Below are 12,939 nucleotides of genomic sequence, written 5' to 3' on the forward strand. Positions count from 1 at the left end.
CACGCTGAGTGATGTGAATCAAGAAACCGCCGTCGTCCCCGACTTCACCGTGCGCCTGGCCCCCACCCCGCAGGGCGCACGCCTCGCCCGCCTCCTCGCCACCGAACAACTCCGGGTCTGGGGACTACCGTTGGACCGGGCATCCCAGATCGTCGCCGAACTCGCGGCCAACGCGGCCACCCACGGCCGCGTCCCCGGGCGGGACTTCCGCCTCACCCTCTACGTCGTCGCCGGCACCCTCCGTATCGAGGTCACCGACACCCGCGGTGACCGTCTCCCCCGGCTCGAACCGCCCGCTCCCGACGGCGAGTCGGGCCGCGGCCTCCTGCTCGTGGCGGCACTGGCCGACCGCTGGGGCGTCGCGTACGGCCCACGCCCGCGCAAGACGGTGTGGGCCGAGATTCAACCGGCCTGAACCCACGTCCACACCGCGAGGCCGGCCGGCACGGGGAAGGCGAGGGCACCCGTCAGGAGCAGGCGGGTGAGCGGGGTGAGGCGGCGGACGCCGGGGGCGAAGGCCAGCGCGGTCAGGGCGGCCGCGGCGCCGGCGACGGTGAGGGCGTACGGCAGCACGAACGCCCGGACCTCCGCCCAGGACATGCCGTCCGCCAGGCCCCACACGGCCACCATGCCGACCAGGAACGTCAGCCAGCCGAGCGAGGCGAGGGTGAGGATCCAGAGCACGGCGGCCGCCAGGCCCACCGCGGTCTCGCCACGGGTGTTCCGCTGCGCCGGACGCCCGGGGCCGTACAGGGTCGCATATGTCTCGGGGTTCACAAGGACGATCCTGCGGCGGGGGCCGCCGGTGCGGATGGGCGCGGATACTCAACGCGTACCCCCCACGTACTCAGGCACGAAAGAAGCCGGTGAGGGTGCCCCGTCCCCACGGATCCCTCACCGGCGGTCTTTCACGAGCGGTACGTCAGACGACGACCAGCTCCCGCTCCCCGTCGGGGTCGGCGTCCTTGCGCTCCTCGGCCGTGCGCAGGCCCTCGCCCTCGACGTCGACGTTGGGCAGGGCGCGGTCCAGCCACTTCGGCAGCCACCAGGCCTTCTTGCCGAGCAGGGCGAGCACCGCCGGAACGATGGCCATGCGCACGATGAACGCGTCGAAGAAGACGGCGATGGCGAGGCCGAAGCCGATCATCTTGACCATCGCCTCGCTGGAGCCCATGAAGCCGGAGAAGACGGCGGTCATGATGATCGCGGCGGCGGTGACGACGCGTGCGCCGTACTTGAAGCCGGTCACGACGGCCTGGGTGGGCTTCTCCCCGTGGACGTACGCCTCCCGCATGCGGGTCACGAGGAACACCTCGTAGTCCATGGCGAGTCCGAAGACCACACCGACCATGAAGATCGGCATCATCGACATGACCGGGCCGGTCTGCTCGACGTTCATCAGACCCGACAGCCAGCCCCACTGGAAGACCGCGACCACGGCACCGAGGGCCGCCATCACGCTGAGCAGGAAGCCGAGGGCCGCCTTCAGCGGGACGAGGATCGAGCGGAAGACCACGATCAGCAGGAGGAAGGCCAGGCCGACGACGAGGGCGAGGTACGGCAGCAGGGCGTCGTTCAGCTTCTGCGAGACGTCGATGTTCACCGCCGTCGAGCCGGTGACCAGCACCTCCGCATCCGTCGCGGAGGTGATGTCGGTGCCCTTGTCACGGATGGCGTGCACCAGGTCCTCGGTGGTCACCGAGGACGGCTTGGAGTCGGGGACGACGGTGATCGTCGCCGTGTCGCCGGCCTTGTTGGGCACGGCCGGGGTGACCGTGACGACGTCCTTCAGGCCCTTGATCTCGTCGCCGACCTTGGTGAAGGCCGCCTTCGGGTTGTCGCTGTCCTTGGCGTCGACCACGACCATCAGGGGGCCGTTGAAGCCCGGTCCGAAGCCTTCGGAGAGAAGGTCGTAGGCGCGGCGCTGGGTGGTGGAGACGGGCTGGGAGCCGTCGTCCGGCAGTCCCAGTTCGAGGGAGGCGGCCGGGACCGCCGCCGCGCCGAGACCGATCACACCGAGCAGCAGGACGGCGACCGGGCGCCGTACGACGAAGCTCGCCCAGCGGGTGCCCATGTTCGGGCGGCCCTGCTTGTGGGCGCTCTTGGCCCTGCCGCCACCGAGCAGCTTGCTCTTCTCGCCCGCGGGCTTGATCCTGCGGCCCGCGTAGCCGAGCAGCGCCGGGATCAGGGTGAGGGCGATGAGGACCGCGATGGCGACCGTACCCGCGGCGGCGACGCCCATCTTGGTCAGCATCGGGATGTTGACCACGGACAGGCCGACCAGGGCGATGACCACGGTCAGGCCCGCGAAGACCACCGCCGAGCCCGCCGTGCCGACGGCCCGTCCGGCCGCCTCCTCGCGCTCGCGGCCCTCGGCCAGTTCGGAGCGGTAGCGGGAGACGATGAAGAGGGCGTAGTCGATGCCGACGGCGAGACCGATCATCGACGCCAGGGTGGAGGTGGTCGTGCCCAGGTCCAGGGCGCTCGCGAGCGCGGTGATCGTGGAGACACCGATGCCGACGCCGATGATCGCGGTCAGCAGCGGGAATCCGGCGGCGAGCAGCGAGCCGAAGGTGATGACGAGGACGACGGCGGCGACCGCGAGGCCGATGACCTCGCTGGAGCCGGTCTCGGGCGTCGCCTGCAGGGCGTCACCGCCGACCTCGACCGTGAGCCCGGCGTCCCGTGCGTCCTGCGCGGCCTCCTTCAGCGCGTCGCGGGAGGAGTCCTCCAGCTCCATGCCGGAGACCTTGTACTTCACCGAGGCGTAGGCGATCGTGCCGTCCTTGCTGACGGCGTGCCCGGTGTAGGGGTCGGCGACGGAGACGACCTCGGAGCCGCTCTGCAGCTCCTTGACCGTCTTCTTGACGGTCGCCTTGTTGTCCGCGTCCGTCATCTTCTCGCCGCCCGGCGCCTTGAAGACGACCCGCGCGGTCGCGCCGTCGGCGCTCATCCCGGGGAAGCGCTGTTCGAGCAGGTCGAAGGCCTTCTGGGCCTCGGTGCCCGGAATGGAGAACGATGAGTTGCCGGCGGCCGGCGCGGAGGCGGCGCCCACCCCGGCGAGGGTGAGCAGCGCGACCCATATGAGGGCGACGAAATGCCGTCGCCGGAAGGCGAGCCGGCCGAGTTTGTAGAGCATCGTGGCCACGAGGGCGTACTCCCGGTCAGGTCGTGGGTTCATCAGGGCAGGGGCGATCAGCCCGACGACGTGAGCGGTGACGTCAGGTGGTGGGCTTGCTGGGGAGAGTGATCAGGGGATGATCAAGAGGTGCTGACGCCGAGGGCGGGGAGGACGACGGCGTCGATGTACGAAAGGAGGAAGGCCTGTGTCGGCGGCTGCTCGTCGATCATCGTGCGGGCGGCGAACCCACCGATCATCATGTGCATCACGTAGTCGAGCGCCGGGTTGTCCGCACGGACCTCACCCCGGTCGATCGCCCGTTGCAGCACGCGGCGGAACTCCGCCATCTCCGGCTCGATGAGATGGTCCCGGAACGCCCGCAGGAGGTCCGGGTTGCCGTGGATCACCATGGCCAGCCCCCGCATCAGCGCGGAGTTCTGCTCCATCTGGCAGTCGTCCGAACGCAGCGTGAGAGCGTGCAGATCGCCCTTGAGCGATCCGGTGTCGATCTCCCCGAGGCCGAGGCCGCCGGGCTTGTTGTGCCGCACCGCCTTCGCCACCAGCTCGGCCTTGCCGCCCCACTGGCGGTAGAGCGTGGCCTTGCTGGACCGGGTGCGGGCGGCCACGGCGTCCATGGTGAGGGCGTCGTAGCCGACTTCCCGGAGCAGGTCGAGCACGGCCTCGTACAACTCGGCCTCGCGTTCGGGTGTGATCCGACTGCGACGCCCCGGTGCGAGCACCGGCTCCACTGGAGCGGCTGACGCCGCGCCCTTGGACGCCTCAGTCATGTCTCTCACCTTCCCGATGCGGCTGTCCGCTCCGAACGACACGGTTTCGTACGTGATGAATGTACCGCAGCGTCAAGCGAAACGAAACAGTTTCGTACGTGTGCTGGGTCACGCCTGTCGGTTTTCCATAAGTTGCTGGGCCCCCTCCCTGGGAAAAGCATGGGGAGGTGAGCTATCTGCGCTTCCCCCACCTCAACGGCGACCTGCTGTGCTTCGTGGCCGAGGACGACCTGTGGCTGGCCCCCCTCGGTTCCCCGGGCCGCGCCTGGCGGCTCACCGTGGACCGCACCAAGGCCGGCCACCCCCGCTTCTCGCCCGACGGCCGGCATATCGCGTACACGACCTGGCGCAGTCTCATGCCCGAGATCCATCTGGTGGGCGTCGACGGCGGACCCGCGCGGCAGCTGACGTACTGGGGCAGCCCCGACACCCAGGTGTGCGGCTGGGCGCCCGCCAACGGCGTGGGCAGGAACGACATCCTCGCCGTCGCCTCCCACGGCGAGCCCTTCTCGTACTACACCTGGGCCTACAAGGTGTCCACGGACGGCGACCCCGGCCGCAAGCTGCCCTGGGGCCCGGCCTCCGACATCCAGGTCGCCGACATCGAGGGCGAACGCAAGACCCTGCTGCTCACCGGCACCCCGCCGCACGAACCGGCCTCCTGGAAGCGGTACCGGGGCGGCGCCATGGGCCGGCTGTGGCTGCACGGGCAGCGGCTGCTGGAGGGGATCGGCGGCCACCTGGCCTCCCCCATGTTCGTCGGCGGCCGGATCGCCTTCCTCTCCGACCACGAAGGCGTCGGCAACCTCTACTCCTGCGCCCACGACGGCTCCGACCTGCGCCGCCACACCGACCACGACGCCTTCTACGCCCGCAACGCCTCCGGCGACGGCACCCGGGTGGTCTACCAGTGCGGGGGCGACCTGTGGCTGGTGGACGACCTGGCCGCGCACTCCGTACCGCGCAGGCTCGACGTCCGGCTGAGCGGCCCGCGCGCGGGACGCCGCAGCTACCTGGTGCCGGCCGCCCAGAACGTGGACGGCATCTCCGTGGACGAGACCGGGCGGGCCGGCGCCGTCGTCGTCCGCGGCAGCCTGTACTGGCTCACCCACCGGGACGGCCCGGCACGCACGATCACGGACCCGCCCGGTGTCCGGGTCCGGCTGCCGGAGATGCTCGGCTCGACCGGGCAGGTGGCGTACGTGACGGACGCCGAGGGCGACGATGCCGTCGAGATCGCCCAGCTGCCCCGTGCCTCCGGCGACCGCGCACCGCGCCGGCTGGCCTCCGGGAAGCTGGGGCGGGTCCTGGAGATGGTGTCCGATCCGCAGGGTGAGCGACTGGCGATCGCGTCGCACGACGGGCGGTTGCTGTTGATCGATGCGACGGACATGACGGCCCCGGCCGACCTGCCTTCCGGGTCCGACGGCGCGGACGGCGCGGACGGCTCCGGCGGTGGGGCAACCGCCGACGCGAACAGCCAGGTCACCGAGCTGATCCGCTCCATCAACGGGCCCGTACGCGACCTCGCCTTCTCCCCCGACGGCTCCTGGCTCACCTGGTCCCAGCCGGGCATCGGCCGCTCGCTGCGGCAGATCAAGCTGGCCCGCATCAAGGACCGGCTCATCGTGGACGTCACCAACGGCCGTTTCGAGGACGAGAACCCCGTCTTCACCCGGGACGGCCGCTACCTCGCCTTCCTGTCCTGGCGCGGCTTCGACCCGGTGTACGACGTCCACACCGGCGACCTCTCCTTCCCGCTGGGCTGCCGCCCGTACCTGGTGCCGCTGTCCTCCGCGACCCCGTCCCCGTTCGCCGTGAACCCCGAGGGCCGGCCGGCGGCGGGCGGGCTCGACCCCGTCGAGGACGAGGAGACCGGCGAGGGCTCCGCGGTGACCGTGGAAGTGGAGGGCCTGGAGAACCGGGTGACGCCGTTCCCGGTCATCGCCTCCAAGTACTCGGCGCTGTACCCGGTGGCGGGCGGCGGTCTGGTCTGGCTGCGCTGGCCCATCTCCGGCGCGCTCGGCGAGACCTTCGTCAACCCGGCCGACACCAGCGGACGGCCGACGCTGGAGTACTTCAACATCACCAAGGCGAAGAAGTCCGAACTGGTGGACCACCTCGACTGGTTCGCGGTGAGCGGGGACGGAACCCGGCTGGTGGTGGTCGACGAGGGCGATCTGCGGGCGGTGCCGTCGACCGAGCCCGGCGACGGCGACACGACCGTGTGGATCGACCTGCGCCGCATCCTGCACGAGGTCGACCCGGACGCCGAGTGGCGGCAGTCGTACGAGGAGGCCGGCCGTCTCATCCGCGCCTACTTCTGGGATCCGGGCATGTGCGGCATCGACTGGAACGCGGTGCTCGACCAGTACCGTCCGCTGGTCGACCAGGTCGCCTCCCCCGACGAGTTCGCGGACCTGCTGCGCGAGGTCCTGGGCGAACTGGGCACCTCGCACGCCTACGTCACCGCCGCCCGCCGCAACGAGGGCCCGCCCCACTACCAGCGCCGGCAGGGCCTGCTCGGCGCCAACTTCGTCCACCGGGACGGCGGCTGGACGGTCAAGCGCATCCTGCCCGGCGACTCCTCCGACTCCAAGGCACGCTCACCGCTGGCCGGCACCGGCATCCGCGAGGGCGCCGTGCTGACCCACGTGGACGGCCGTCCGGTCGACCCGGTGGCCGGACCGTATCCGCTGCTGGCCGGCTCGGGCGGTACGACCGTGGAACTGACCTTCACCCCGCCCGAGGGCGAGACCGGGCGGGCCCGGCGGGTCGCCGTCGTCCCGCTCGTCGACGAACGGCCGCTGCGCTACCAGGACTGGGTCGCCAAACGCCGGGCCGTCGTCCGGGAGTTGAGCGGCGGCAAGTGCGGTTATCTGCACATCCCCGACATGGGCGGCTCCGGCTGGGCCCAGTTCAACCGGGACCTGCGCATGGAGGTGTCCCGGCCCGCGCTGATCGTGGACGTGCGCGGCAACGCCGGCGGGCACATCAGCGAACTCGTCATCGAGACGCTCTCCCGCACGATCCTGGGCTGGGACCTGACCCGCAACGCGCAACCGGTGTCGTACACCTCGAACGCGCCCCGGGGCCCGGTGGTGGCCCTGGCGGACGAGGCGACCTCCTCCGACGGCGACATGATCACCGCGGCCTTCAAACTCCTGAAGCTCGGGCCGGTCGTCGGACAGCGCACCTGGGGCGGAGTCGTCGGCATGACCGGCCGGCACCGCCTCGGCGACGGCACGGTGATCACGGTCCCGATGAACGCCGCCTGGTTCGACGCCTACGGCTGGTCCGTGGAGAACCACGGTGTCGCCCCCGACCTGGAGATCCAGCGCACCCCCCTGGACTGGGCCGAGGGCCGGCACGCCCAGCTCGACGACGCGGTGCAGCTGGCCGTGGAACTCCTGGACACCGAACCCGCTGCGGTGCCCCCGGACCACAGCGACGTACCGGACCGCTCCAGGCCGAAGCTGCCGCCGCGGGAGAGACCCTGACGCACACGAAGCGGGGTGCCCGGGAAGTACCGGGCACCCCGCCTCGGAGGTGAAGTCGAGCGCGGCGACTAGGCGTCGTAGTCCTGGTCGAGGCGGTCCTTCATCTCCTGCTCCGTGTCCTGGATGTCACGGCGACCGGTCTGCTGGCCACGCTGCTGCTGCTGGCCGCGCTGCTGCTGGCCGCGCTGCTCCTGGCCGCGCTGCTCCTGGCCGCGCTGCTGCTGGCCGCGCTGACCGGGCTTGTCCTTGGCCTGGCCGATCTTCTCGTTGGCCTTGTCCTGCCACTGGCTGGGCTTGTCCTTCATACCCATGTGGGTTCACTCCCGTAGTGAGTGGGGGGGCGGCCCCTCGGTGGGGCCTCGACCAGATTCACACGGGGGAACACGGAACGCACTTCGATCAGTTACGGTGCGTAGCACGGGCCTCTTCGTCGGCCGCCCCACCTGCGCCGACGAGTCCGGAGCTCATGCCGTGCAAGCGGGGCGCGAACCGCCGCATCTCCCGCTGGCCGACCGTGCCGATGAGTGCCGGCAGATAGCCGCGCACGCCCTGCATGCCCCGCAGCCACCACTGCCCGTAGACATGCGCCGAGCGCCGCTCGATCCCGGCGACGATCCGGTCCACCGCCGGGCCCAGCGGGTACGTCTTGTTCGACGGCCACGGCAGCCGCTGCCTCAACTCCCGCATGACGTCGTCCTGGTCGGCGCCGCGCACCATGTCGGTGTCGGTCCAGGACAGGTACGCGACGCCGACGCGCACGCCCTGGTGGCCGACCTCGGCACGCAGACTGTGCGCGTACGCCTCCACACCCGACTTGGAGGCGCAGTACGCCGTCATCATCGGCGCCGGGGTCATCGCGGCGAGCGAGGCGATCTGCAGCAGATAGCCGCGGCTCTCGGTGAGCACCGGCAGGAACGCCCGGGCCGTCACCGCCGAACCGATCAGGTTCACCTCTATCACGCGCCGCCAGGCCTGCGGATCGGAGTCGGCGAACGGACCGCCGCTCGCCACACCGGCGTTGGCGACGACGATGTCGACCTTGCCGAAGCGGTCCTTGACCTCCTGCGCCACCCGGCTCATCGCCTCGTGGTCGGTGACGTCGGCGTACCAGTGCGCGCTCTCGCTGTGCAGCCGCTCGGAGACCTCCTTGAGCGCCTCCTCCTCCAGCCCGACCAGCGCCACCTTGGCGCCGCGTGCGGAGAGTTTGCGCGCGAGCAACTCGCCGACGCCGCGCGCCGCTCCGGTGACGACGGCGACCTGCCCTTCGAGGCTGACCTTGCTCATGCGCCCTCCTTGATCTGCTGCACGGGGGTGGAACGGTGGGACTCGGGGGTGTTCCCCGTGACGTACGTGGTGACGAGTTCCCTGATCCTGCCGGTCACCGGCTCCGGGGCCTCGATCGGGGTCATGTGGCCGACGCCGTGAAGTTCGGTGAGGCCGATGCAGTGGGGCAGGGCCGCGGCCAGCGCGCGGGCGTGCACGGGGGGTGTGAGCCGGTCGGACGCGCCGTGCACCACCTCGGTCGGCGTGCGCAACTCCCGTACGCCGTGGTCGAGGTCGAGCGCGGCGAGCACCTCGGCCCAGGTGTGGCGCACGGCGCGTGGGCAGGCGTGCACGATCCGCGCACACGCCTCCACCATGTGCGGCGCGGAACCGGCGCCCATGGTGCCGTACTTGAGGATGCGCTTCGCGAGCGTGGTGACGGGTCCGAGGGGAGCCCGCGACGCGAGGATGCGTCCGGTGATCCAGGTGCGCACGCGCCCGGCGCGCATGGGCACCACGTGCGACTCCGCGACCAGCCGGGAGCTGCCCGTGCTGCACAGCAGGACGGCGGCGGCATGTGCGCGGAAGCGGGGTCGCGCGGCGGCTGCCATGACCGTCATCCCGCCCATGGAATGGCCGACGACCAGGGCTTTCTCCTCGTGCCCGAGCGTCTGCGCGAGTACGGCCTCGAGGTCGTCGGCCAGTGCCTGGGTGGTGCACGCGGGGTTCGCGGGACTGCGGCCGTGTCCCCTCTGGTCGTACGCGATCACTCGGTGGTCGGTCGCCAACTCCCTGATCTGCGCCGCCCAGAACGCGGTCGAGCAGGTCCAGCCGTGGGAGAGGACGACGGGGGGCGCGTTCTCGGGCCCGTGCACCTCGACGTACAGCCGCGCGCCGTCGGCGGAGACGACGGTGAGGGTGCGGGCGGGGGCGGGCGGCGCGTACGGGCCGGAGGCCACGGCGGCGATACGGCTCATGCGGCGGCCTCGCTCTGCTGCGACGCGCCGTCGGCGGACGCGGAGGTGGCGCGCGCCGGGCGCCTGGTCGTGCGGGCGGGCGCCTTCTCTTTCCCGCCGGCGTCCGCCCCTTTCCCGCCGGACCTGCGGATGACCTCGTACTCGGCGAGGTCCACCCGCCGGGTCGCGCGCCGGAACTCCGTGGTCGTGCCGGGCCAGATGGTGGTGTTGCGGCCGCTCGCGTCGAGGTACCAGCTGGTGCAGCCGCCGGTGCTCCACACGGTCCGCTTCATGCGCTCCTGGACCGTGTGGTTCCAGGCGTCGACGGCCGCGGGCCGGGCATCGAGGGCGGTCCGGCCGCCGAGGACGTCGAGCTGACGCAGGTAGTCGGCCATGTAGTTCAGCTGGGACTCGATCATGAGGATCATGGAGGTGTTCCCGAGGCCGGTGTTGGGCCCGATGATCGTCATCCAGTTCGGGAACCCGGCGGCCGAGGCGCCGCGCAGCGCCTGCATGCCGTTCTTCCACGACTCCGCGAGCGTGACACCCTCCGGTCCGACCACCCGCTCGGCGATGGGCATGTCCGTGACATGGAAGCCGGTTCCGAAGATGATCGCGTCGACCTCGGCCTCGCTGCCGTCGGCGGCGACCACGGTCGACCCGCGGATCTCGGTGAGCCCGCTCGCGACCACGTCCACATTCGGCTGGGCGAGCGCCGGGTAGTACTCGCTGGACAGCAGGATCCGCTTGCAGCCGATGCGGTAGTCGGGGGTGAGCCTGGCACGCAGCGCCGGGTCCTTGACGGCACGAGCCATGTTGCGCTTGGCGAGCCGTTCGATCAGGCCGAGTTCGTCGGGACGCTTGGTGAACGCCTGCACCTGCAGCTCCCGGATGCCCCACAGCAGCCCGCGCCGCAGCCGGGTGGTGAAGGGCAGCGCCCGGTGCAGCCCGCGCTCGGCTCCGCTGATGGCGCGGTCCACGCGGGGCATCACCCAGGGCGGGGTGCGCTGGAAGAGGGTGAGCCGGCCGACCCGGCGCTGGATGGCGGGCACGATCTGGATGGCGGAGGCGCCGGTGCCGACCATGGCGACGCGCTTGCCGCGCAGGTCGTAGTCGTGGTCCCAGCGGGCCGAGTGGAACACCTTGCCCGGGAAGGACTCGAGCCCCGGGATCTCCGGGATCTTCGGGTCGGACAGCGGTCCGGTGGCGGAGACGACGACGTCGGCGGTCAGTGTCCCCCGGGTCGTCTCGATCTCCCAGCGCAGCTGCTCGGCGTCCCAGGTCATCAGCTTCACCTCGGTACCGAAGCGGATGTGCGGGCGCAGCCCGAAGACGTCCGTGACGTGTTCCAGGTAGGCGCGGATGTGCCGCTGCCCGGAGAAGGTGCGCGGCCAGTCGGGGTTCGGCGCGAAGGAGAAGGAATACAGGTGGGAGGGGACGTCACAGGCGCACCCGGGGTAGCTGTTGTCCCGCCAGGTGCCACCGACGCTGTCGGCCCGTTCCAGGACGGCGAAGTCGGTGATCCCCTCGCGGCGCAGCCGCACGGCGGCCCCCAGCCCGCCGAACCCGGACCCGATCACCGCCACTCGTACATGCTCGTGCTCGGCCATCCCGAAGCCTCCACGCATCGCCTTGGACTCTGCCAGTGAACACTGGCGCAATGGGACTGTAGAGCAGCTCCGTACCGAGCGGTAGGGGGCGGGGAAAGGAAAGTTACCGGCGGTACAACATAGGCTGCGGACGTGGCAGACGACGGCGAACGCAACGACGAGCAGGGCGGCAGCCGGCCCGGCGCACCGCGCGAATACCGCATGGAGGAGCTGGCCGACCTGGCCGGCATCACCGTGCGCACGCTGCGCTTCTACCGCGAGCGCAAGCTGATCCGGCCACCCCGCCGCGAGGGCCGTATCGCCTGGTACGACGAGCATCATCTGGCCCGCCTGCGCACGATCTCGGCCCTGCTGGAACGCGGCCACACCCTCAATGGCATCGCGGAACTCGCGGAGGCCCTGGACCAGGGCCGCGACGTCGCCGACCTCCTCGGCGTCGGCAGCCCCACCGAGGAGGAGCCGGTCCACCTCACTCCCGAGGAACTCGCCGCCCGTTTCGAGGGCGAGGTCACGACCGAGAACCTCGCCGCCGCCATGGACCTGGGCTACCTCGGCACCGACGGCGACGAGATCGTCCACATCAGCCGCCGTCTGCTGGACGTCTCCTCAGCCCTGGTCCGCGAGGGCATACCGCTCGCCGAGGTACTGGCGGCCGGCAAACGCGTCCGCGAACACGCCGACGCCCTCGCCGAACTCTTCCGCGAGCTGATCCTGCGCCATGCGCCCGAGGAGGACCTCCACCGGCTGCGCCCGCTCGCCCGGAGCGTGGTGGAGGCGGAACTGTCCCTGGCGCTGGACCGGCGACTGAACAAGCGGGACTGAGCGGCGCCCCCGCAGCCCTACAGGTCGTAGACGGCGGTCACCGGCGCATGGTCGGACCACCGCTCGGCGTGCGTGGCCGCGCGCTCGACGAACCCCTTGACCGCCTTGGCCGCGAGCCCCGGCGTGGCCACCTGATAGTCGATGCGCCACCCCGAGTCGTTGTCGAAGGCCCGCCCGCGGTACGACCACCAGGTGTACGGCCCCTCGACGTCCGGGTGCAGGGCACGCACGACATCGACGTAGCCGCCGTCCTCCGCGGCGAACACCCGGCCGAGCCACTCCCGCTCCTCGGGCAGGAAGCCCGAGTTCTTGGTGTTGCCCCGCCAGTTCTTGAGGTCGGTCTGGCGGTGGGCGATGTTCCAGTCGCCGCAGACGACGACCTGGCGCCCGTCGGCGGCCGCCCGCGCGCGCAGCTCCTTCAGGTGGACGAGGAACTCGTCCATGAAGCGGACCTTCTCGTCCTGCCGCTCGGTGCCGACCTCACCGGAGGGCAGATAGAGCGAGGCGACGGTGACACCGGGCAGATCCGCCTCGGCGTAGCGTCCGCTGCCGTCGAACTCGGCCGACCCGAAGCCGACCCGGACACGGTCCGGCTCACGCCGCGTGTAGAGGGAGACGCCCGCCCGGCCCTTGGCGGCGGCCGGGGCGTGCACGACGTGCCAGCCGTCGGGCTGCCGTACCTCCTCGGGCAGCTGGTGCGGCTCCGCGCGCACCTCCTGCAGGCAGACGACATCCGCGGAGGTCTGGGCGAGCCACTCCACGAAGCCCTTCTTGGCGGCGGCCCGCAGCCCGTTCACGTTCACCGAGGTCACAGTCAGCACCAGGGCACGATACCGGCACACTGGTCGAGTTGCCGTTTCCCATCCCCTGCATAGAAGT

Annotated in this window: 11 protein-coding genes; 3 read left to right on the plus strand and 8 right to left on the minus strand. The window is 71.2% G+C overall.

All coding sequences use genetic code 11. From position 1 onward, the window contains the following. Nucleotides 1-13: 13 nt before the first annotated feature. Entirely contained in the window at nucleotides 14-415 is a 402-nt protein-coding gene (locus ACIRU3_RS32480; protein ID WP_404063899.1) for an ATP-binding protein, read from the plus strand. Here the strand turns inward: ACIRU3_RS32480 and ACIRU3_RS32485 are convergent. From ACIRU3_RS32485 to ACIRU3_RS32495, 3 genes are all read right to left on the minus strand, one after another. Further along, a complete protein-coding gene (locus ACIRU3_RS32485; protein ID WP_404063902.1) occupies nucleotides 403-777 on the minus strand; it encodes a hypothetical protein in 375 nt (124 codons plus the stop codon). The two genes, ACIRU3_RS32480 and ACIRU3_RS32485, sit on opposite strands and share 13 nt — an antisense overlap. Nucleotides 778-922: 145 nt before the next feature. After that, on the minus strand, nucleotides 923-3,148 hold the full coding sequence (locus tag ACIRU3_RS32490) for an MMPL family transporter (RefSeq protein WP_404064098.1): 2,226 nt from the start codon (nucleotides 3,146-3,148) through the stop codon (nucleotides 923-925). A gap of 113 nt (nucleotides 3,149-3,261) precedes the next feature. Continuing rightward, nucleotides 3,262-3,909, minus strand: coding sequence for a TetR/AcrR family transcriptional regulator (locus ACIRU3_RS32495; protein WP_404063905.1), 648 nt, complete (start codon nucleotides 3,907-3,909; stop codon nucleotides 3,262-3,264). Nucleotides 3,910-4,076: 167 nt separating this feature from the next. Here ACIRU3_RS32495 and ACIRU3_RS32500 point away from each other — a divergent pair, with 167 nt between their 5' ends. After that, nucleotides 4,077-7,409 (plus strand): S41 family peptidase, encoded by a 3,333-nt coding sequence (locus ACIRU3_RS32500; RefSeq protein ID WP_404063908.1) that lies wholly within the window; start codon nucleotides 4,077-4,079, stop codon nucleotides 7,407-7,409. A gap of 68 nt (nucleotides 7,410-7,477) precedes the next feature. Here the strand turns inward: ACIRU3_RS32500 and ACIRU3_RS32505 are convergent, their stop codons facing one another. The 4 genes from ACIRU3_RS32505 to ACIRU3_RS32520 form a co-directional block, all read right to left on the minus strand. Continuing rightward, a complete protein-coding gene (locus tag ACIRU3_RS32505; RefSeq protein WP_404063911.1) occupies nucleotides 7,478-7,720 on the minus strand; it encodes a hypothetical protein in 243 nt (80 codons plus the stop codon). Nucleotides 7,721-7,808: 88 nt separating this feature from the next. Beyond that, the gene (locus ACIRU3_RS32510; RefSeq protein ID WP_404063914.1) at nucleotides 7,809-8,693 is read right to left on the minus strand and encodes an SDR family oxidoreductase; all 885 of its coding nucleotides are present in this window, start codon (nucleotides 8,691-8,693) and stop codon (nucleotides 7,809-7,811) included. After that, nucleotides 8,690-9,649 (minus strand): alpha/beta fold hydrolase, encoded by a 960-nt coding sequence (locus ACIRU3_RS32515; protein ID WP_404063917.1) that lies wholly within the window; start codon nucleotides 9,647-9,649, stop codon nucleotides 8,690-8,692. Before ACIRU3_RS32515 ends, ACIRU3_RS32510 begins: the two co-directional genes overlap by 4 nt. Beyond that, nucleotides 9,646-11,238 carry a flavin-containing monooxygenase gene (locus ACIRU3_RS32520; RefSeq protein WP_404063920.1) on the minus strand — a complete coding sequence of 531 codons (1,593 nt, stop codon included), beginning with the start codon at nucleotides 11,236-11,238 and terminating at the stop codon, nucleotides 9,646-9,648. Before ACIRU3_RS32520 ends, ACIRU3_RS32515 begins: the two co-directional genes overlap by 4 nt. Nucleotides 11,239-11,439: 201 nt before the next feature. On the opposite strand from ACIRU3_RS32520, the gene ACIRU3_RS32525 reads away from it, so the two are divergent. Then, complete coding sequence (locus ACIRU3_RS32525) at nucleotides 11,440-12,060, plus strand: MerR family transcriptional regulator (RefSeq protein WP_404064101.1); 621 nt, start codon at nucleotides 11,440-11,442, stop codon at nucleotides 12,058-12,060. A 17-nt stretch (nucleotides 12,061-12,077) separates the two neighbouring features. On the opposite strand, the gene ACIRU3_RS32530 is transcribed toward ACIRU3_RS32525, so the two are convergent. After that, nucleotides 12,078-12,881 carry an exodeoxyribonuclease III gene (locus ACIRU3_RS32530; protein ID WP_404063923.1) on the minus strand — a complete coding sequence of 268 codons (804 nt, stop codon included), beginning with the start codon at nucleotides 12,879-12,881 and terminating at the stop codon, nucleotides 12,078-12,080. Nucleotides 12,882-12,939: the final 58 nt, after the last annotated feature.

The organism is Streptomyces sp. NPDC101151, assembly GCF_044768335.1.
Taxonomy (GTDB): Bacteria; Actinomycetota; Actinomycetes; order Streptomycetales; family Streptomycetaceae; genus Streptomyces.